The sequence below is a fragment of the Micromonospora sp. MP36 genome, from assembly GCF_008119785.1.
Lineage (GTDB): Bacteria > Actinomycetota > Actinomycetes > Mycobacteriales > Micromonosporaceae > Micromonospora.
The window spans coordinates 50,149-69,158 of the sequence record NZ_VSFA01000009.1; the positions used below are offsets into that span (position 1 = coordinate 50,149).

A 19,010-nucleotide genomic window follows, 5' to 3' on the forward strand; every position below is an offset into this window, starting at 1 on the left:
AATAGGAGGACGATTGGTGGTGTCCGTGCGGCGTAGGTGATGATCTCCGGGTGTCGATCCGGTGGGCGCGTCGTGTGTTCAGTCATCCCGCGTTCACCGGGATCTCCCGCCGTCATCTGCAACTGCTGCGAACCGAGCTGCGTGTGGTGTGGCTGGCCGGGCGGGAGGGCCGGCTGTATGCCCGGCGGGGTGGCCATCGGCGGCGGGCGGCTGGAGCCGGGCGGCGTTTGACGCTGCGGTTCACTGATCGGCTTGTCGTTACCCTCGCTCATCTGCGTCTGGGGGTGCCGCACGAGGCCCTGGCGGTGGCGTTCGGGGTGGACCGGTCGACCGTGACTCGGGCGATCGGGCAGGTGCGGCCCTTGTTGGCCCGTCGCGGGTTCGTCCGCCCGAGCGGGATCCGGCTGCGCACCCTGGCGGATGTGTTCGCCTATGCCGCCGCGGAGGGTGTGACACTGCGGCTGGACGCCACTGAGATCCGGGTCCGCCGGCCCCGTGCAGGCCGGCCTGGCCGTAAGGCGTTCGTGTCGGGCAAGGCGAAGCAGAACACGATCAAGGCCACCTTGGTGGCCGACGAGTACGGGGCGACCCTGTGGTGCGGTGGACACCGGCCAGGGCGGGTGCACGACACCACCGCCGCCCGCGTCGAGGGCATCGACGCCCTGCTGGACGCCTACCCGCAGGTGACGGTGCTGGTCGACGCCGGCTATCAAGGTCTGGCCAAGGACCACCCCGACCAGGTCACCGCTCCGCCGCTGAAACTACGCCCCGGCGCACCACCCGCACGTCAGCACGCGTGGGAAGCAGAGCGTAAACACCATTCCTCACAACGCATCCCGGTCGAACACGCCATCGCGGAGCTGAAGTGGTGGCGGCAGCTTCAACGCTTCACCGGCCGCCGTGAGCTGTTGCCCGAGACCATCGACGCGGTCGCCGGCCTGGTATCCGACCGCATGATCACCTGGTAACCGATCCACATCACAGCAGCCACGAACCCCCGGCAATTGCGCACAACGTCGTAACCGTTCGCCCGCCCCGATACTCGAAGACTGTCGCGAGTTATCTGTTGGATGCCTGACGTAGGGGCCACCAAAAGGGGTCAGGGCCGGTCTGAACGACCGGCCCTGAGGGTGTTACTGCTGGTGCGCCGCCAGGGACTCGAACCCCGAACCCGCGGATTAAGAGTCCGCTGCTCTGCCAGTTGAGCTAGCGGCGCTCGCTGGCAACGGGGAGAACATTAGCATGGCCCCCGACCCGGGTTCCAATCCGATCCCCGGCTCCCCCCTTCGGCCGAGCTTAAGGGACAAAGTTCCCCAAAACCGCCATCCGCGGCTCCGAAGGGCCCAAGGTCATGGCGTTGATACGGCACGATGTGCGCCAGGCACGCGAGAGCTGAGGTGGGGATGGGCAGGTTCGGGCGGGCCGGGGCGATGATGGGCGCCCTGGTTCTCACGGCGTCGTTGGCACTGACCGGGTGCGGGGACGACCAGAAGAAGCCGCCGGCCGCAAGCGGCGGGCAGCAGCAGGCCGGGACGGACATCCCGGCGGGCGGTACGCCGAGCGAACCCGCGAACGAGGCCCCGCTGCCGCTGCCGGTGAGCCCGGCCGACGGGTCGACCCGGCGCCCGGTCAGCACCGAGATCAGCGCGACGATCCCCGGCGGCGGCAAGGTGTCGAAGGTCGTCCTCACCGCGGCGAACGGCACGAGCGTCGCCGGCCGGATGCGGCGCGACGGCTCGTCCTGGGTGCCCTCCGCTCCGCTGAAGTACGCCACCCGGTACACCGCCACGGTCACCGGCACCGGCACCGACGGCCGGACCCACCAGGGCACCAGCACCTTCACCACGATGGCCAAGCCGAAGTCGATGATCGGGTCTGGGCTGTACCTGTTCAGCGGCAAGACCTACGGCGTGGCGATGCCGGTGGTGGCCGAGTTCTCGCCGGGCATCCCGAAGAAGGATCGGGCCGCGGCGCAGAAGCGGATGTTCGTCCAGACCGACCCGCCGCAGCCGGGCGCCTGGCACTGGGTCGACAACGGCACGCAGGCGTACTACCGGGCGCCGGAGTACTGGCAGCCGGGCACCACGATCACGGTACGGCTGGCGCTGGCCGGGATCCCGCTGAGCAACGGCCGGTACGGCAACGTCGACCGGAGCGCGACCGCGAAGATCGGCCGGGCCTTCGAGATGAAGGTCGACAACGCGACCAAGCGGATGAGCGTGTACGAGAACGGCGCGCTGGTCCGCACCCTGCCGGTGAGCCTCGGCAAGAAGAGCACCCCCTCCTCCAGCGGCACCATGGTGGTGATGGAGAAGAAGGAGTCGACGGTCTTCGACACCCGGGATGAGCCGGATCCGCGGAACCGGTACGTCACGAAGATCGACTTTGCCCAGCGGTTGACCTGGGGCGGCGAGTACATCCACGCCGCACCGTGGTCGGAGGGGGTGCAGGGGCGGCAGAACGTCTCACACGGCTGCGTGAACGTCTCGATGGCCAACGGGCGGTGGCTCTTCGGCCAGACCCTGGTCGGCGACCCGATCACCGTCAAGGGCACCGAGCGGAAGCTGGTGCCGGGCAACGGCTGGACGGCGTGGAGCATGAGCTGGTCGCAGTTCGTGGCGGGCAGCGCCCTGCCGGTGCCCGACGGCGGGTCCGAGCCGACCTTCTGAGCCTGGTCGAGGTGGCTCGGTGACCTGCCGGGCCACCGCCGGTGGCCGCCGGGCCGCGCCGGACCAGGGCAGAGACTGGCCCGTTCGGGCAGCGCTGCAACATTCCCGAATCGTTACATCGCGTTCGGCGTGTTTCGGTTCACTTCCGGCAACGGGTATCGGTACTCGCGCGTCTGTAGGGGACGATGGGACCGGGGATGACGACTGTGGGGGAACCATGCGAGCTAGCCAGGACGAGCTGATCCGGCGCGGCGCCCGGCACGGCACGCGGCGGCGCGTGTTCGCGGCCGCGGTGCTCGCCGCCGCGATGGCGCTGACCTCCGCCTGCACCGGCGGTGGTGGGGACGACAAGCCGTCGAGCTGGCAGGGGGGCGAGGAGAGCGGCCCGAAGGCCGCCGCCACCATCACCGAGCCCGCGGCCGATGCCAAGGACGTGGCCGCCTCGACCGCCATCACCTTCACCACCAAGGAGGCGAAGGAGACCACCGTCGAGCTGAAGGACTCCGCCGGCACGGCGGTCGAGGGTGCGCTCGCGGAGGACGGCAAGAGCTGGCTCCCCGCCGGCGCCCTCAAGTACGGCGAGACGTACACCGCGACGGTGACCGCGACCGGCGACGACGGCAAGCCGGCGACGGCGACCAGCAAGTTCACCACCATGGCCAAGCCCGCCAAGCAGATCCGGGTCAGCAGTTTCCTCGGTGACAACCAGACCGTCGGCGTGGGCATGCCGCTGATCGTCAAGTTCAGCCGGGCCATCCCGCAGGACTACCGGGACGACGTGCAGCGCCGGATGACGGTCACCGCGAAGCCGGTCCAGGAGGGCATCTGGCACTGGGTGAGTCCCACCGAGGTGCGCTACCGGCCGAAGAAGTTCTGGCAGGCCAACAGCACGGTGTCGTACCGGGTGCAGGCGGGGGGGCTCCCGCTCGGCGACGGCTGGTACGGCCGCTCCGACCTGACCGTCGACATCAAGATCGGCCCGTCGTTCATCATGACCGTCGAGAACCGCACCAAGCGGATGACGGTCACCAAGGACGGCAAGGTGATCCGCACGATCCCGGTGAGTCTCGGCAAGAAGACCACCCCCTCGTCCAGCGGCACTATGGTAGTGATCGAGAAGCTGCGCAAGACGGTCTTCGACACCCGCGAGGAGTTGGGCCCGCAGGAGGGCTACCGCACCGACATCGACTTCGCCCAGCGGCTCACCTGGGGTGGCGAGTTCATCCACGCCGCGCCCTGGTCGGAGGGGGTGCAGGGCAAGGTCAACGTCTCGCACGGCTGCGTGAACGTCTCGATGGCGGAGGGGGCCTGGCTGTTCACCAACACCCGGATCGGCGATCCGATCACGGTGAAGGGCACCGAGCGCAAGCTCCAGAACGGCAACGGCTGGACGGACTGGAACATGAGCTGGGAGGAGTACGTGAAGGGCAGCGCCCTGCCGTACGAGCCGCCGGCGCAGCCGGGTGACGACACCAGCCCGAGTGCCGGCCCGAGCGACCAGCCCAGCGCCACGCCGACCGCCTGACCCGGGGCGTACCGCCAGGAGCCTTCTCCCGACGGAGAGGGCTCCTGGCGCGTCCGGGCCCGGTGACGAACGAAGCCCCCTCCCGGAGGAGGGGGCTTCGTTGCTGGGGTGACTGATGGGAATTGAACCCACGACAACCGGGACCACAACCCGGTGCTCTGCCAACTGAGCTACAGCCACCATGCTCTCCGCGCCGGTCGAGCCGGGCGGGGCGCGGACTAATAATAGCCACACCCCTGCCGCCCCCGTCCACCGGGTTCCGGCGGGGCGTCAGAGCTGGGCGGCGATCGCCTTGGCGCTCTCCACGTCCGGGCCGGGCAGCGGGACGAAGATGGTCCGGCGGTAGTACTCCAGCTCCCGGATGCTCTCCCGGATGTCCGCCAGGGCCCGGTGGGCCAGCCCCTTCTGCGGCTGACCGAAGTACACCCGGGGGTACCAGCGCCGGCAGAGCTCCTTGATCGAGGAGACGTCGATCATCCGGTAGTGCAGGTGCGCGTCGAGGCGGGGCATGTCCCGGGCGATGAAGCCGCGGTCGGTGGCGATCGAGTTGCCGCACAGCGGCGCGCCGCCGGAGTCCTTGACGTATTTGGTGATGTAGTCGAGCACCATGTCCTCGGCCTCGGCGAGGGTGACCGTGGACCGGCGGGCGGCCTCGGTGAGCCCGGACTTGGCGTGCATGGTCTGCACGATCTCCGGCATCCCGTCCAGCGCCGCGTCGTCGGCGTGGATGACCACGTCGACGCCCTCCCCCAGCACGTTGAGGTCGGGGTCGGTGACGAGCGCGGCGACCTCGATCAGCGCGTCCCGGCCGAGGTCCAACCCGGTCATCTCACAGTCGATCCAGACGAGAAGATCAGCCACCGGACCAGACTACGCGTCGCCGACCCGCCCGCGCCTCGGCACCATGGCCGACGTGGACCAGTAGGGTTTGCCCCGTGCCAGCCGAACCCGTCGCACCACCCGCCGTCACCGACGACGATCCGGGCGGCCGTAGGGCCCGTCGGCTCGTCACGGTGGTGGCGCTCGCGGCGGTGCTGCCGGCGCTCTATCTGCCCGGCACGGTCCACGACTTCTTCGACCTGAAGATCTACATGCGGGCGATGGACTGGTGGGCGGCCGGCCACCCGCTCTACGACTACGTCCAGGCGGACCGGGTGCAGGGGGCGCTCTACTTCACCTACCCGCCGTTCGCCGCGCTGCTGCTGCGGCCGTTCGCGCTGCTACCGCTCGGCGCCACCGTGGCGATCTTCACGGTGCTGACCGTGGTGGGCGTGGTGGTGACGACCCGCTGGCTGGTGCTCCCGGTCATCGCGCGGCACGACCTGCCCAAGCTGTTCACCCTCGCGGTGGCCGTCCTGCTGGTGTTCGCGGTGGAGAGCACCCGGGAGACGCTCACCTTCGGCCAGATCAACATGCTGCTGGTGGTGCTGATCCTGGCCGACCTGCTCTTCGCCGTACCCGGGGGGCGGCCCTGGGCCGGGGTGGGCGTGGGGCTGGCGGCGGCGCTCAAGCTCTTCCCCGGCATCTTCGTGCTCTACCTGCTGGCCACCCGGCGCTGGCGGGCGGCGGCGCTCGCCTCGGGGACCGCGGCGCTGGCCACCCTGCTGGCCGCGGCGCTCGCGCCGGGCGACTCGTGGCGGTTCTGGACCCACGAGCTGTGGGCGACCGATCGGGTGGGACGCACCGACTACACCGGTAACCAGTCGCTGTTCGGCCTGCTCAGCCGGATCACCGCGCCGGAGAAGCCGGCTCAGCTCCCCTGGCTGCTGCTGGTGGTCGTGGTGGTCGGGTACGGGCTGTGGCGGGCGGCCCGCGCCGCCCGGGCTGGGGACGCGCTGGCCGGGCTCACGCTGACCGGCCTGGTGGGTGGCCTGGTCAGCCCGATCACCTGGACGCACCACCTGTACTGGTTCATCCCCGCGGTGGTGGTGCTGGTCGACGCCGGGCTGGACGCGGACCGGGACACGGTGGCGGGTGTCCGGCGGCGCCGCTGGCGATTCGCCCTGGCGATCGGTACCGCCTTCGTGATCATCTACGGGGTGGTGACGTTCCAGGACTGGGGCGTCGCGCCGGCGCGTACCGACAGCTTCGGCGAGTTCGTCGCGCGCAACGCGTACGTGCTGCTCAGCCTGGTGCTGCTGGCGGCGCTGCCCGCGCGCCGGGCGGCCGATCGGGACCGGACCGGCACAGCCTGAAAGTTGCACCAAATGGACAGACGTCGCGACGGGCGCTGTTCGGCGCTAATCTGGTCACAACTACCTCAGTTTTCTCCCAGGTAGCACCGATCCCCCGGTGACGGTGGCCCTTCGCGTCGGCAGCGCGGAGGGCCACCCGCCGTTCGGGCCCTAGGAGTCCAGCCCTGCGTCCCCGGGTGACGCCGCCGCCCGCGGCGGGACGTCCACCGGCCGGGGGGTCTGCGGCGTGGTGGCCGTGGGCCAGGCCCAGCTCGGGTCGGCCGGCAGGTCTGCCAGGGTCTCCGGGCGTCGGCTCGGCACCGGCTCGATCGCGGCCCGGGACCGGGCGGGGGCCGCCGATCCGACGGCGACCAGTTGCCGCTCCGGCCAGACCGGCCGCTCCCCCGCCACCTCGGGCGCGCCCAGCCCGCTGAGCGAGGTGACCCCGAGCCGCCCGGCGAGCACCGGGACCTGGTCGGGTTCGACGACGAAGACCACCTCGCGCGGGCGGACCGGGCGCAGCAGGAGCAGCACGGCGAGGACCACCAGCAGCACCCCACCGGCGAGCAGCGCCCAGGCCAGCCCGGGGAACCAGCCGGCGCGCAGCTCGGCGCGCAGGTCCAGGGCCAGGTCTCCGCGCCCGTCCGGCCGCATCACCACCAGGCTCAGCGACCGTCCGGCCAGCTCGGCGGGGCTCCACTCCAGGGCGCCGGTCCCCTCGCGTACCCAGAAGCCCTGACCAGCCGGGACGGTGGTGGCGGTGGTGGTGACCGGGCCGGCGGGCTCGAGGCGGACCGGCAGCGGGCCGCGGGCCAGCGCGACCCGGCTGACGGTGGCGTGCGGGACGGCCTCGAGCCAGCGGCCCACCTCATCGCTCGGGGCCAGGCCGAGGAAGGCCGGCCCGTCGGCGGTGCGGGCGGTCAGCCGCAGGCGGGCCTGCGCGGTCCGGACGAACGGCGCCTCGGCGCGGAGCAGGTCGTCCACGTCGGTGACCACGACGGCCTGCCCGGACGTGCGGACCGTCTCGAAGCGGGCGCCGAAGCCGCCGTCCGGGTCCGCGTGCCGGGCCACGGTCCAGAGCCCGGCACCCGCGAGGAGCGCCGGGATTCCCACGGCCAACAGCAGCATGCCGGCGATCGTTCGCACGAACCGCATTCGGGTCCTCTCCCTCGGTAGCCAACCACCCGGCCGACCTTACCGACGGGAACCGCACAATCGCCGGATATCCACGGCAAGCACCCCGAGGACTGTGGAAAGCGCGCCGGCCCGCCGGAAGATCCGACGGGCCGGCGGCAACCGCGCAGGTCAGGACTTCGCCGCGGGCTCCCGACGGGTACGCAGGAAGGCCAGCCCGCCGAGGACCAGACCGGCGAGGCCGGCGACCAGACCGGCCACGCCGAGGGCCGTGCCGGCGCCCCCGTCGGAGTCGTCGTCGCCGCCCGACGCGGCCGGCGAGGCGTTCGCGGCCACGTTGGCCGCCGGCGAGGCGGACGGCGACGCGGCGGTCAGCTTGAGCACCGGGGCCGGGTTCTCCGGCTCCTCCTTGCCCGGCGTCGGCACCTCGATCCAGCGGGACACGTTGCCGTCCGAGTAGGTCTGGATCACCTTGAACACCATCTGGTCGACCTGCGGCAGCGGCCCCATCGACACCGGGAACTCCTGGAACTCGCCCGGCTTGACCCCGCCGCCCGCCGCCGCGGTGAAGGTGAGCTTGGCCACCGCCTCGGTGAGCTGGCTGCCGTGCACCTCGATCGGCGGGTCCACCTTGCGCTTCTCCGACTGCACCGTCCACCCGGGTACCGGCATGGTGGAGACCGAGCCGACCGGCGCGTCCTCCGGCAGGAAGACCTCCACCTTGGTGGTCGAGGCCGTGTCGCTCTCGTTCGGCACCCGGAAGGCGAAGCGGCCGTAGCTGCCCTGGGTCGCCTCCTTCGGGTTGACCGTGACGTGCGCCGAGGCCGGGCCGGCGAGGCCGAGCACGGCGGTGGCGACAGCGGCGAGGGTGAGCGTGGCCGCGGTGGCGGGACGCCGGAGACGAAACATGGGCGGAGCCTCTCCTACTTGATCGGCACGGTGGCGGTCACCGTGGCCTGGTCGATGTCGGACGTACGGACGGTGAAGCGGAATTCCCACTGCCCCGCCGCCGGCAGGTTGATCTCACCGGTGGCATGGTTGTCGGTCAGTGGCAGCATCGGGATGTCGATCGGCTCGATCCCGGCCGACGGCAGCGCGGCGGTGGCCTTCCACTCCTTCACCGGCTGCGGTCGGTTGTCGGTGGTGTACGCGTACAGGTGCATCGAGTTGTTGCCCCGCTCGGCCGGGTCCAGCTCCAGCTGCAGCGAGTAGATCGGGCTGGTCAGCGTGGTGGTGAAGTAGCCGGTGGACGTGCCGGCCACGTTGGCGGCCTCGGTGCGGGCCGGGGTGGTCTGCACCAGGTTGGCCGTGACGCCGAGCACCACCGCGGTGATCACCAGTTCGGCCACCACCGCGCGCCGCATCAGCCCCGGGCGGCCCGCCGCGGTGCGCCGCCGCACCAGCGACCGGGAGTACGTGGCCACCGCGATCACCAGCACGAACAGACCGATCTTGGTGAGCAGCAGCTGCCCGTAGGTGGTGTCCAGCAGCGCCTTCGGGGTGGCCACCTCGATCAACCCCTGCACGGTGCCGGCGAGCAGCAGCGCCGCGACCGCCAGGGCCGCCCAGCGGGACCAGATCGGCAGGATCGCGTCCAGCTCCCGCTCGTCGGCCCGGCGCAGCAGGAACACGGCGAGCATCACCAGGCCGCCCAGCCAGACGGCCATGCTGCCCAGGTGCACCGCGTCCACCACCACCGAGACCGCCGGCACCGGTGAGGCGGCCGGGTGGCCGGCCAGCGGCCAGGTGAACAGCGCCGCCCCGCCGAGGACGGCCAGGATGATTCCGTCGGTCCGGCCGAGCGGCCCGGCGAAGAGCGGTCGCAGCAGGAACGCCGCCGCGGCGAGCAGGCCGAGCCGGACCAGGTGCGCCGTGCCGTACGTGCTGCCCAGCACGTCGCCGAGACCGGACCCGGTCACGGCGAACAGGCCACCGCCGGCCGTGTACGGCACCTGCAACCACAGCTCCGCCAACGTGGCGGCCACCAGCAGGCCCAGCCCCGACCACGCCAGCCGGGCCGGCCCGCGCCGGGACAGCCGGCGCGGCCACAGCGCGGCCAGCACCAGCGCCGCGCCGACCAGCAGCAGAAGACCCAGGTAGCTGAGGTACTTCGCCACCTTCACCGCGTTCTCCACCACCGGGTTGGCGCGGCTGTCCGTACCGGTGTCGGTCGGCGGGGTCGACGGGGCGCCCACCGAGTAGGTGAAGGCGCCGGAGACCGGGTGGCTGTCGGCGGAGATCACCCGGTAGCTGACCAGGTAGGTGCCGCGCGCGCCGGACGGGTCGACCGGGATGGTCACCACCGCGTCCTTGAACGTCGGCTCGCCCCGGTCGGCCCGGGAACCGTCGGGGGCGATCACCCGGATCTTGCCGGGGACCTTCCGGACCCCCTCGCTGAAGGTCAGCACCACCTCGGCCGGCGCGTTCGGCACCACGGCGGAGGCGGTCGGGCTGGTGCTCACCAGCACCGCGTGGGCGCTGGCCGGGGTGGCCGGGGCGAGGAGGAGGGCGACCAGGGTGACCAGCAGGCCGGCGACGGTCCCCAGCCGGGCGGCCCAGTGGCGGTCGGCGGCGGCCCGTCGGTCGGCCCGGCGGCGGTCGGCGGCGGGCACGGGCCGGCGGCGTACGGCAGCAGTCATGACCAACATGCTTCCCGACGCGACCGGCGATCGGCGACCCCTGATCATCCGCGTCCGGCGGCGAGCGCGGTGGAGCGGGGCCGGTCCGGCTCGCCGCTGACCCGGCCCAGCGCCCAGAGCAGGCCGGCCTGCACCACGGCGGCCAGGTGGCCCAGCTCGTGCACGGCGGCGGTGGTCGACGCGGCGATGTCCACCAGGCTGGTGCCGGCCAGACAGACCGCCAGCACCAGGGCCACCGGCAGGAACGCCCGGGCCCGCTCCGGCCGCCAGGCGGCCAGCGCGAAGCCGACGGCGAGGGCGGCGTCGAAGGAGGCCATCTCCCGGCTGGTGTGCGGGTCCGCCGCGACCCCCAGCCCGGCCAGCAGGATCGGCAGCGCGATGGCGAACTGCGTCGCCGCGGCCACCGCCACGGCCACCCGGAGCACCTGGCGGCGGGCCTGCACGGCGGCCGCGGCGCCGGAGCGCGCCGCCGCCCGGTCCGCGGCGACCGCGGCCAGCACCGGGGCGGTCAGATCGGGTACGTCCACCGCCTGCAACCGGGTGAGCCGCGTCACCCGCTCGGCGTGGGCCAGCCAGGAGCGGCAGCCCGGGCAGGAGCCGGTGTGCGCCGCCAGGGCCGCGGCCGGGGCCTGCGGGTCCTCCCCGTCCAGCCGGGCCGAGAGCGCCACGCGCACGTCGTCGCACGTCATGAGCGGGTAGTCGGAGAGCCGAGGGGAAAAGTTCCCGACGTGGGCGGGACCACGGAAAGGGCCGAAGGACCCTGCCCGACCCCGGTACGCCGCGTAACCTCGTCAGTCGTGATCCCCGCCCCGCGCGACAGCTCCGCCGGCCACCGTGCGGCGGGGCTCGACGCTGCGCCGGATCCGGCGACGCACTGGGCGCTGGCCGCCCGCGACGGCGATCCGGTGGCCCAGGCCGCCTTCGTCCGGGCCACCCAGGCCGAGGTGTGGCGCTTCGCCGCCGCCCTGGTCGACCCGGACAGTGCCGACGACCTGACCCAGGAGACGTACCTGCGGGCGTTCCGGGCGCTGCCCGCCTTCGAGGGACGGTCCACCGCGCGTACCTGGCTGCTCGGCATCGCCCGGCGGGCCTGCGCCGACCACCTGCGCACCGTGGTCCGCCGGCGGCGGCTCGACGAGCGGCTCGCCGCGCACGCGGTCACCGAGCGGCCGTACCCGGATCCGGCCGGGCAGCTCGGCGCGACCGACCTGGTCCGCCGGCTCCCCACCGAGCGGCGCGGCGCGTTCGTGCTCACCCAGCTGCTCGGCCTGTCCTACGCCGAGGCCGCCGCCGTGGAGGGGGTCCCGGTGGGCACCATCAGGTCCCGCGTCGCCCGGGCCCGCAGCGAGCTGATCGACGCCGTCGGCGACGCCCTCGCCGGATGATGGTGGAACTTTTCTCGGATCCGGGGCGACCAATGACCGTGACCGCACCGAGCACCCGGGCCATCCGCTGGCCCGCCGTCCGACCCTGGCTCGGCATCGCCGTCCGGCTCGGGCTGGCCGCCGTCTGGTTGTTCGCCGGCGCCACCAAGGTCGGCGACCTGGCCGCCTCCGGTCGCGCCGTCAACGCATACCAGGTCATGCCGTACGACGTGGCCGCCGTGATCGGCGCCGCGCTGCCCTTCGTGGAGCTGGCGCTGGGCGTACTCCTGCTCGTCGGGCTGGCCACCCGACTGGCCGCCGGCGTCTCCGCGGCCCTGTTGGTGGTCTTCATCACCGGCATCGCCTCGGCCTGGGTGCGCGGCCTGGCCATCGACTGCGGGTGCTTCGGCAGCGGCGGCCAGCTCGCCGCCGGCCAGGCCCCGACCTACCTCCCGGAGATCCTCCGGGACCTGGGATTCCTGGTCATGGCCGGATTCCTGCTGATCTGGCCCCGCACCCCGTTCTCCGTGGACGGCTGGCTGGCGGGCGCGGCACCCGAGGAGGGCGAGGATGAGTAGTCGGAAGGGCCAGAAGAAGGCGGCCCAGGTGGTCCGCGCGCAGATCGCCCGGGAGAAGCGACGCACCCGCACGATCATCACGTCGATCGCCGCGGTGGTGCTGCTGGTGATCGCCGGGCTGATCGGCTGGACCGTCTACTCCAGCCAGAAGTCGAAGTCCTTCACCTCCCCGCCGAACGCCAACCACACCGGCACCGGCATCGTCCTCGGCCAGGGCCCGGTCACCATCGACCTGTACGAGGACTACCTCTGCCCGGTCTGCAAGCAGTTCCAGGACACCAGCGGGCCGACCATCACCCAGCTGATCAACGAGAACAAGGTGCGGGTGGTCTACCACCCGGTCGCCTTCCTGAACCGCTTCTCCAGCACCCAGTACTCGACCCGCTCCGCGGCCGCCTCCGGCTGCGCCGCGCAGGGCGCGCGGTTCAAGGAGTTCACCGACGCGCTCTTCGCCAAGCAGCCGCCGGAGAACAGCGCCGGGCTCAGCGACAACGAGCTGATCGACATCGGCGCGAGCGTCGGGGTGAACCGGGACGCGATGAGCTCCTGCGTCCGGGACGGCACGTACAAGACGTGGACCGCACACGTCACGGACGACGCCGCCAAGTCCGGCGTCACCGGCACCCCGACCGTCAAGGTCAACGGCAAGGAGCTCACGGACCGCAGCCCCGAGGGGATCAAGGCGGCGGTGGCGGCGGCCGGCAAGTGAGCCGCGTACCGCTGCGCCGGGCGGGGGTGGTGGTCACCGCCGCGCTCGCCGCCCTCCTCGCCCTCGCCGCCCCGGCCGCCGCGCACGGGGCGGACGCCCCCGCCGGCACCGACTACCGGGCCGAGGTGACCTCGCTCAGCCCCGCCCGGCCCGGGCTCACCGCCCGCATGGTCGAGGCGGGGGCCCGGCTGGAGTTGACCAACCGCACCGGGCCGGAGGTCGAGGTGCTCGGCTACTCCGGCGAGCCGTACCTGCGCGTCGGGCCGGGCGGGGTGTACGAGAACACCCGCTCCCCCGCCACCTACCTGAACCGGACCATCACCGGTGACACCCAGCTCCCCCCGCAGGCCGACCCGGCGGCGGCACCTTCCTGGCGGCGGGTCTCCGACGGGCCGTCGGCCCGCTGGCACGACCAGCGGACGCTCTGGCTGGAGTCGGACCTGCCGCCGCAGGTCACCGCCGACCCCACCCGGGAGCAGCGGGTCCGCGACTGGGTGGTGCCGGTGCGCGCCGGCGGCGAGCCGATCGAGGTACGCGGCACCCTGGACTGGGTGCCGCCGCCCGACCCGTACCCGTGGTGGGCGGCCGCCACGCTCGGCTTCCTGCTGGTCGGCGCGGCCGGGCTGGTCCCGGGCGGCTCGGCGGCCGGTGGGCGCGCGCTGCGCGGGGTGGGCGCGCTGCTCGCCCTGGGCGGGCTGGCCACCGTGGCGCTCAGTGTCGGCCGGGCGCTCGACGCCGGGGCCGAGGGCGTCGGCGGGGTGTTGCTCGGGCTGGTCGGCGGACAGACCTGGCCGCTGCTCACCGGGCTCGGCGCGCTCGCCGCCGGCGGGTACGCGCTGGCCCGCCGGGAAGCCGCCGACTTCACGCTCGCCCTGGCCGGGGCGTGCCTGGCGCTCTTCGCCGGAGTGGCGAACCTGGCCGTGCTGTCCCGCTCGGTGGTGCCGGTGCTCTGGCCGGCGAGCCTGGCCCGGGTGTTGGTGACGCTGATCCTGGCCACCGGGGCCGGTGCGGTCGCCGCCGGCCTGCTGCGCCTGCACGCCGCCTCCCGCGCCGCGCGGCAGGCACCCCGCCACCCACGCCCCACCGCCGCCGCCGCGCCCGCACGTCACTGACCCACGCCCCGCCCGCACCCGGCGTGGCACTCAGTCACGGAAAGAGTGGCCATCCACGCCAGCAGGGGCACCTTGCCGTGTTTCTACGGATCTTGGGCGCCCTGGTCGGGGTGGTCAGGAGAGGTGGCGGGGAGCGGTGCGGGGGTTGAAGCCGTACGGGAGCTCCAGGCGGTGCTTCGCCAGGAGGGGCTCGTCGGTGAGGAGGTTGACCGTGGGGGCGTCGGCGACGATCCGGCCGGCGTCCAGGATCACCGAGCGGTCGCAGAGTTCCGCCGCGTACGGCAGGTCGTGAGTGACCATGAGCAGGGTCACCGGCAGGGCACGCAGGATCTCCGCCAACTCCCGCCGGGCCGCCGGGTCGAGGTTGGACGACGGCTCGTCGAGGACCAGGATCTCCGGGTGCATGGCGAGCACGGTGGCCACCGCCACCCGGCGGCGCTGCCCGAAGGAGAGGTGGTGCGGGGCGCGGTTTCGGTGCTCGCTCATCCCCACCGCGGCCAGGGCCTCGTCCACCCGGGCGGCCAGTTCCGCCCCGCGCAACCCCAGGTTGGCCGGCCCGAACGCGACGTCCTCGGCCACGGTGGGCAGGAAGAGCTGGTCGTCCGGGTCCTGGAAGACGATGCCCACCCGGCGGCGGATCTCGGCGAGGGTGTCCCGGTCCCGGCCGACCGTCAGGCCGCCCACGCTGACCGTCCCGTCCGTCGGGGTGAGGATGCCGTTGAGGTGCAGCACCAGCGTGGTCTTGCCGGCCCCGTTCGGCCCGAGCAGGGCCACCCGGTCCCCGCGCGGCACGGTCAGGTCCACCCCGTGCAGCGCGACGTGACCGTCCGGGTAGGCGTACCGGACGCCGCGTACGTCCAGGGAGGGAGGTGTCTGCACGTACCCGATCATCTCAGGACGACCGCGACGGCGGCGATGGTGGCCGCGGCCAGCGGCACCGTCGCGGCGACCGCCCACTGCCCGGCGGTGGCCGCCCCCGCGCCCTGCCACACCGCCGGCATCCGCCCCGTGTAACCGCGGGACACCATCGCCAGGTAGACCCGCTCGCCGCGCTCGAAGGCACGCAGGAAGAGCGCACCCACCCCGGCGGCGAAACCCCGGAGCTGCCAGAGGAACCGCGGGTCGTCGCCCCGGGACACCCGGGCCACCCGCATCCGCCGGGCCTCGCCCACCAGCACGTCCAGGTAGCGCAGCATGAACGTGGCGATCTGGGTGAGGATCTGCGGACAGCGCAGCCGGTCCAGGCCGACGATCAGATCCCGCGTCGTCGTGGTCGCCGCCAGCAGAAGCGACGCGAGCACACCGAGGGTGCCCTTGGCCAGGATGTTCCACGCGCCGTGCAGCCCGTCCACCGACAGGCTCAGCCCGGCCACCTCGACCCGCTCCCCCGTGCCGAAGAACGGCAGCGCGAACGCGAAGAGCACGAACGGCAGCTCGATCAACGCCCGGCTGAGCAGCCAGCGCGGGCCCACCCAGGCCAGCGCCGCCACGGCGACAACCAGCAGGGCGTACGCGCCGAAGGCCCAGTACGCCTCGCGGGGCGTGGCGACCACCGCGACGGTGAAGAGCACCATCGCGGCGATCTTCACCTCCGGCGCGAGGCGGTGCACCGGTGAGGCGGACTCGCGGTAGAGCACGTGGGCGTGCCCGGCACCCATGACGGCGGGTCCCTCAGCGGGCGCCGGCCGCGCGGGCATCCCGGTCGCCGGCCGGCTCGGACGAGCCGTCCGCCGGGCCGGTCGCGGTGCCGCCCGCCGGGGCGGTCGGGGTGCCGGCCGTCGCGGTGCCGCGGCGGCGGGCCAGCCAGAACAGGCCGCCGCCCAGGGCGAAGGTGAGCAGCACGCCGATCACGCCGGAGAGCCCGGTCGACAGGAACCCGTTGCCGACCCCGCGGACGCCGTAGTCGGCCAGCGGGCTGTCCGCCAACTCGTGGTCCTTGGCCCGCTGCGCCGGGCAGCTCCCGCCGGTGATCTCGTCCTCGGCGTTCACCGTGCAGCCCTTCAGCAGCGACGAGTCGAGCCCATCCGGGTGCGACGAGGCGTAGTTGCTGACCACGCCGGCGAGCAGCAGGGCGACCAGCAGACCGCCGAGGACGAAGGGCCAGGGACGCTTGCTCATCGGACACCTCCGGTGGCCGGGACGGCGGGAGCCGGCACGACCGGCTTGCGGGCGCGCAGCGCGTACACCAGGTCCGGACGGACCTTCGCGACGGTGACCACGGTGGTCGCGGTGATCAGGCCCTCGCCGATCCCGATCAGCAGGTGGACGCCGGCCATCGTGCCGGCCAGGCCAGCGAGGTTGCCGCCCAGGTCGACGGTGCCGCCCAGCCAGTACTGCAGGACGAAGCCCTGGCTGGCAACCACCACGCTGACCAGCGCGGAGACGAAGGCGGTGACGCCGAGACCCGCCGGGGTACGCGGCAGCACCCGCAGCAGCAGCGCGATCAGCAGGTACGCGGCGGCGGTGCCGAGGATCGCCATGTTGGTGATGTTGAGGCCGAGCATGGCCACCCCGCCGTCGCCGAAGACCAGGGCCTGCACGACCAGGACCACGGCCACGCAGAGCGCTCCGACCCACGGGCCGACCAGCAGCGCGGCGAGGGCGCCACCGAGCAGGTGGCCACTGACCCCGGCGGTGAAGATCGGGAAGTTGAGCATCTGCACGGCGAAGATGAACGCGGCCACCAGGCCCGCCATCGGGGCCAGCCGGTCGTCGAGGTCACGGCGCCCGCGCAGCACGCACAGGGTGAGCACGGCGAGCGCGAACGCCGCGAAGATCGCGGCGACGGGACCGTCGATGATCCCGTTCGAGATGTGCATCGCCAGCGTGTCCACTCGACCTCCTCCATGCCGACACCGGTGAGCTTATTGGCAGCCGATCGTTGTTGCCAATCCCTTGCAACAAGCCATGGTGATCATCACTCCGCCGCGCGTCGCCACCGCCCCCGTACGGCCGCGCGGCGGTATCGTCTCCGCCATGACCGACCGCCTCAGCCCCGGTGACCCCGCCCCCGAATTCACCCTCCCCACCGACAGCGGCGGGACCCTCTCCCTGGCCGACCTGCGCAGCCGCAAGGTCATCCTGTACGCGTACCCGGCCGCCATGACGCCCGGCTGCACCAAGCAGGCCTGCGACTTCCGCGACTCGCTCGCCTCACTCCAGGCCGCCGGCTACGAGGTGGTGGGCATCTCCCCGGACAAGCCGGAGAAGCTGGCCAAGTTCCGCGACCGGGACGCCATCACCTTCCCGCTGGTCGCCGACACCGACAGGGCCGTGCTCACCGCGTACGGCGCGTACGGCGAGAAGCAGCTCTACGGGAAGACCGTGACCGGGGTGATCCGCTCGACCTTCGTCATCGACGAGGACGGGAAGATCGAGCGGGCGCTCTACAACGTCAAGGCCACCGGGCACGTCGCCAAGCTCCGCCGGGACCTCGGCCTGGACTGAGGCTGTCGGACCCAGCCGCCGGCGGGCGGGACTGCACACCGTCTCAGCGCGACGCTCTAGACTCATCGGGTCGGCGGGAGTGGCGGAACGGCAGACGCGCAGGCCTTAGGAGCCTGTGTCCGAGAGGACGTGGGGGTTCGAAACCCCCCTCCCGCACCAGCAGCACTGTCGTGAAGGTCACGAAGGTGGGTTCACGCCGCGCCATTCGGCGCAGGATGGCGGGCGTGAACCTGCGCTTCGTCCTCGACCCCGATCTCACCCCCGAGCTGCGCGAGCAGATCGTCGCCCTTTGGGTGGACGTCACCAACGCCGGCGGCGCAGTCGGCTTCGTCGCCCCGGTGACCGCGGCCGAGGTCCGCCCCCTCGCCGAGGAGACCTTCGCGGGTCTGGTCGACGGACCGGACCGGCTGCTGGCGGGCTACGAGGGGGACCGCCTCGTCGGCATCCTGATCATCTCCGACAACCGGTTCCACCTGAAGACGCACTGGCGGGTGCTCAAGCGGGTGATGGTGCACCCCGACACGCAGGGCCGGGGGCACGGTGCCGCGTTGATGCGCGAGGCCGAGCGGATCGGCCGGGAACTGGGCCTGACGGCGCTGCACGTGACGCTCCGGGACGGCCTCGGCCTGGGCGCGTTCTACGGCCGGCTCGGCTACCGGGAGGTGGGGCGGCTGCCCGCCGCGCTGCGCCTCGGCCCCGGCGACGACCGGGACGAGGTCTTCATGTGGCTCGACCTGGACGCCGACGTCGCGGCGGCCTGACCGCGCCGGACCGGCCGCCCGGGCGGGCGGCCGGGTCACCAGGCGACGCCGATCCCGTCGCCCGGGTACCAGTGCCGGGCCGGGGTCTCCCGGTATGCGAGGAAGCGCCGGCCGGTGCGTTCGGCATGCTGGGCCAGGACGTTGGTGGCCGTGGCGTTGTCGGTGAGCAGCATCGCGTCGGGTGCGAGTTTCGCCTCGATCGTCTCGAACTCGCGCTGCTCGTGCACCCGGCTGTGGTCGCTGTCGTGCAGGAAAAGGTCGACCGGCCGGTCCAGCGCGTTGATGGAGGCGATGGAGTCGCCGATGACGAGGTCGACCACCTCGGCCCAGGGTGTGGCCCGGGCGAGGTAGCCGGCCTCGGGGTTGATGTCGAGCGAGGTGAGCCGGCCGGGGTGTCCTTCGGCGGCGTTGCGGAGCAGGGCGGCGGCCAGGACGCAGCTGCCGAGGCCCTTGTCCACGCCGGTCTCCACGACGTGGGCGGGTTTGCGGGCGCGGACGATGGCGTACCAGCCGATCCGGCGGGCGTAGCGGACGTGCCGGTCGGCCAGGCCGCGCCGGGACGCGGTGGCGGTGGCGGTCTCGATGTGCCCGCGTAGCTTGTCGTCGCCTTCCAGCTCGGCGAACCAGGCGCGCACCTGCCCGACGGGGACGTCGCACACCACGCTGACGAACCAGGCGAGGTGGTGCCGGCTGAGCGTGGTCAGGTCGTACGTGTAGTTGTGATGCTCCCGGGAGGTGAGCAGCCAGCGGGCGGAGGTGCGCAGCACCTTGGCGTCGTGCTTGGCGACCTTGGCCAGGCGGGTCGGAAAGGCGGCGACCGGCGCCAGCCGGGTGCGGGCGATGGCCCGACGGAGCTTCGTTGCGTCCACCTGTGCGGTTGTACCAGGTTGGGGGACGA

20 protein-coding genes and 3 tRNA genes are annotated in these 19,010 nt (G+C 72.8%); 11 read left to right on the forward strand and 12 right to left on the reverse strand.

Going from position 1 to position 19,010, the window contains the following annotated elements:
* Window positions 1–146 precede the first annotated feature (146 nt).
* Complete coding sequence (locus FXF52_RS10935; RefSeq protein ID WP_255471852.1) at window positions 147–968, forward strand: transposase; 822 nt, start codon at window positions 147–149, stop codon at window positions 966–968.
* Between the two features lie 172 nt (window positions 969–1,140).
* Here the strand turns inward: FXF52_RS10935 and FXF52_RS10940 are convergent.
* Window positions 1,141–1,216 (reverse strand) — tRNA-Lys (locus tag FXF52_RS10940).
* A 187-nt stretch (window positions 1,217–1,403) separates the two neighbouring features.
* Between FXF52_RS10940 and FXF52_RS10945 the strand changes: the two genes are divergently transcribed.
* Together FXF52_RS10945 and FXF52_RS10950 are read left to right on the forward strand one after the other, a co-directional pair.
* A complete protein-coding gene (locus tag FXF52_RS10945; RefSeq protein ID WP_148796077.1) occupies window positions 1,404–2,669 on the forward strand; it encodes an Ig-like domain-containing protein in 1,266 nt (421 codons plus the stop codon).
* A 217-nt stretch (window positions 2,670–2,886) separates the two neighbouring features.
* Window positions 2,887–4,194 carry an Ig-like domain-containing protein gene (locus FXF52_RS10950; protein ID WP_148796079.1) on the forward strand — a complete coding sequence of 436 codons (1,308 nt, stop codon included), beginning with the start codon at window positions 2,887–2,889 and terminating at the stop codon, window positions 4,192–4,194.
* Between the two features lie 104 nt (window positions 4,195–4,298).
* On the opposite strand, the gene FXF52_RS10955 is transcribed toward FXF52_RS10950, so the two are convergent.
* Window positions 4,299–4,374: transfer RNA gene (locus FXF52_RS10955), tRNA-His, on the reverse strand.
* A gap of 90 nt (window positions 4,375–4,464) precedes the next feature.
* Complete coding sequence (gene orn / locus FXF52_RS10960; protein WP_148796081.1) at window positions 4,465–5,055, reverse strand: oligoribonuclease; 591 nt, start codon at window positions 5,053–5,055, stop codon at window positions 4,465–4,467.
* Window positions 5,056–5,129: 74 nt separating this feature from the next.
* On the opposite strand from orn, the gene FXF52_RS10965 reads away from it, so the two are divergent.
* Window positions 5,130–6,389 carry a glycosyltransferase 87 family protein gene (locus FXF52_RS10965; RefSeq protein WP_148796083.1) on the forward strand — a complete coding sequence of 420 codons (1,260 nt, stop codon included), beginning with the start codon at window positions 5,130–5,132 and terminating at the stop codon, window positions 6,387–6,389.
* Between the two features lie 150 nt (window positions 6,390–6,539).
* Here the strand turns inward: FXF52_RS10965 and FXF52_RS44020 are convergent, their stop codons facing one another.
* The 4 genes from FXF52_RS44020 to FXF52_RS10985 all read right to left on the reverse strand — a co-directional run bounded on the left by FXF52_RS44020 (window position 6,540) and on the right by FXF52_RS10985 (window position 10,815).
* A complete protein-coding gene (locus FXF52_RS44020; RefSeq protein ID WP_370517932.1) occupies window positions 6,540–7,523 on the reverse strand; it encodes a hypothetical protein in 984 nt (327 codons plus the stop codon).
* Window positions 7,524–7,673: 150 nt separating this feature from the next.
* Window positions 7,674–8,411 carry a YcnI family protein gene (locus FXF52_RS10975; RefSeq protein WP_148796086.1) on the reverse strand — a complete coding sequence of 246 codons (738 nt, stop codon included), beginning with the start codon at window positions 8,409–8,411 and terminating at the stop codon, window positions 7,674–7,676.
* 14 nt (window positions 8,412–8,425) lie between these two features.
* Window positions 8,426–10,141, reverse strand: coding sequence for a copper resistance CopC/CopD family protein (locus FXF52_RS10980; RefSeq protein ID WP_148796088.1), 1,716 nt, complete (start codon window positions 10,139–10,141; stop codon window positions 8,426–8,428).
* 44 nt (window positions 10,142–10,185) lie between these two features.
* Window positions 10,186–10,815: a zf-HC2 domain-containing protein gene (locus FXF52_RS10985; protein ID WP_187413440.1), complete on the reverse strand. Its 630-nt coding sequence runs from the start codon at window positions 10,813–10,815 to the stop codon at window positions 10,186–10,188.
* Between the two features lie 123 nt (window positions 10,816–10,938).
* On the opposite strand from FXF52_RS10985, the gene FXF52_RS10990 reads away from it, so the two are divergent.
* The 4 genes from FXF52_RS10990 to FXF52_RS11005 are packed head-to-tail and all read left to right on the forward strand — an operon-like array spanning window position 10,939 to window position 13,904.
* The gene (locus tag FXF52_RS10990) at window positions 10,939–11,526 is read left to right on the forward strand and encodes a sigma-70 family RNA polymerase sigma factor (protein WP_148796091.1); all 588 of its coding nucleotides are present in this window, start codon (window positions 10,939–10,941) and stop codon (window positions 11,524–11,526) included.
* 32 nt (window positions 11,527–11,558) lie between these two features.
* On the forward strand, window positions 11,559–12,083 hold the full coding sequence (locus FXF52_RS10995; RefSeq protein ID WP_148796092.1) for a MauE/DoxX family redox-associated membrane protein: 525 nt from the start codon (window positions 11,559–11,561) through the stop codon (window positions 12,081–12,083).
* Window positions 12,076–12,792 (forward strand): thioredoxin domain-containing protein, encoded by a 717-nt coding sequence (locus tag FXF52_RS11000; protein WP_148796094.1) that lies wholly within the window; start codon window positions 12,076–12,078, stop codon window positions 12,790–12,792. The genes FXF52_RS10995 and FXF52_RS11000 overlap by 8 nt, the downstream gene beginning before the upstream one ends.
* Window positions 12,789–13,904 carry a hypothetical protein gene (locus FXF52_RS11005; RefSeq protein WP_148796096.1) on the forward strand — a complete coding sequence of 372 codons (1,116 nt, stop codon included), beginning with the start codon at window positions 12,789–12,791 and terminating at the stop codon, window positions 13,902–13,904. The genes FXF52_RS11000 and FXF52_RS11005 overlap by 4 nt, the downstream gene beginning before the upstream one ends.
* A gap of 114 nt (window positions 13,905–14,018) precedes the next feature.
* On the opposite strand, the gene FXF52_RS11010 is transcribed toward FXF52_RS11005, so the two are convergent.
* Genes FXF52_RS11010 through FXF52_RS11025 form a run of 4 tightly spaced genes read right to left on the reverse strand, consistent with a single transcriptional unit; the run spans window position 14,019 to window position 16,738 of the window.
* Window positions 14,019–14,795, reverse strand: a complete 777-nt coding sequence (locus FXF52_RS11010) for an energy-coupling factor ABC transporter ATP-binding protein (RefSeq protein ID WP_148796098.1) — start codon at window positions 14,793–14,795, stop codon at window positions 14,019–14,021.
* Window positions 14,792–15,562, reverse strand: coding sequence for a cobalt ECF transporter T component CbiQ (gene cbiQ / locus FXF52_RS11015; protein ID WP_148796100.1), 771 nt, complete (start codon window positions 15,560–15,562; stop codon window positions 14,792–14,794). Before cbiQ ends, FXF52_RS11010 begins: the two co-directional genes overlap by 4 nt.
* Window positions 15,563–15,575: 13 nt before the next feature.
* Complete coding sequence (locus FXF52_RS11020; protein ID WP_148796102.1) at window positions 15,576–16,022, reverse strand: PDGLE domain-containing protein; 447 nt, start codon at window positions 16,020–16,022, stop codon at window positions 15,576–15,578.
* Window positions 16,019–16,738 (reverse strand): energy-coupling factor ABC transporter permease, encoded by a 720-nt coding sequence (locus FXF52_RS11025; RefSeq protein WP_148796104.1) that lies wholly within the window; start codon window positions 16,736–16,738, stop codon window positions 16,019–16,021. Before FXF52_RS11025 ends, FXF52_RS11020 begins: the two co-directional genes overlap by 4 nt.
* A 142-nt stretch (window positions 16,739–16,880) precedes the next feature.
* Here FXF52_RS11025 and bcp point away from each other — a divergent pair, with 142 nt between their 5' ends.
* The 3 genes from bcp to FXF52_RS11040 all read left to right on the forward strand — a co-directional run bounded on the left by bcp (window position 16,881) and on the right by FXF52_RS11040 (window position 18,112).
* A complete protein-coding gene (gene bcp, locus FXF52_RS11030) occupies window positions 16,881–17,351 on the forward strand; it encodes a thioredoxin-dependent thiol peroxidase (protein WP_148796106.1) in 471 nt (156 codons plus the stop codon).
* Between the two features lie 73 nt (window positions 17,352–17,424).
* Window positions 17,425–17,510, forward strand: a tRNA-Leu gene (locus tag FXF52_RS11035).
* A gap of 65 nt (window positions 17,511–17,575) precedes the next feature.
* Window positions 17,576–18,112 carry a GNAT family N-acetyltransferase gene (locus tag FXF52_RS11040; RefSeq protein WP_148796108.1) on the forward strand — a complete coding sequence of 179 codons (537 nt, stop codon included), beginning with the start codon at window positions 17,576–17,578 and terminating at the stop codon, window positions 18,110–18,112.
* A 35-nt stretch (window positions 18,113–18,147) separates the two neighbouring features.
* Here the strand turns inward: FXF52_RS11040 and FXF52_RS11045 are convergent, their stop codons facing one another.
* Complete coding sequence (locus tag FXF52_RS11045) at window positions 18,148–18,981, reverse strand: class I SAM-dependent methyltransferase (protein WP_148796110.1); 834 nt, start codon at window positions 18,979–18,981, stop codon at window positions 18,148–18,150.
* Window positions 18,982–19,010 lie beyond the last annotated feature (29 nt).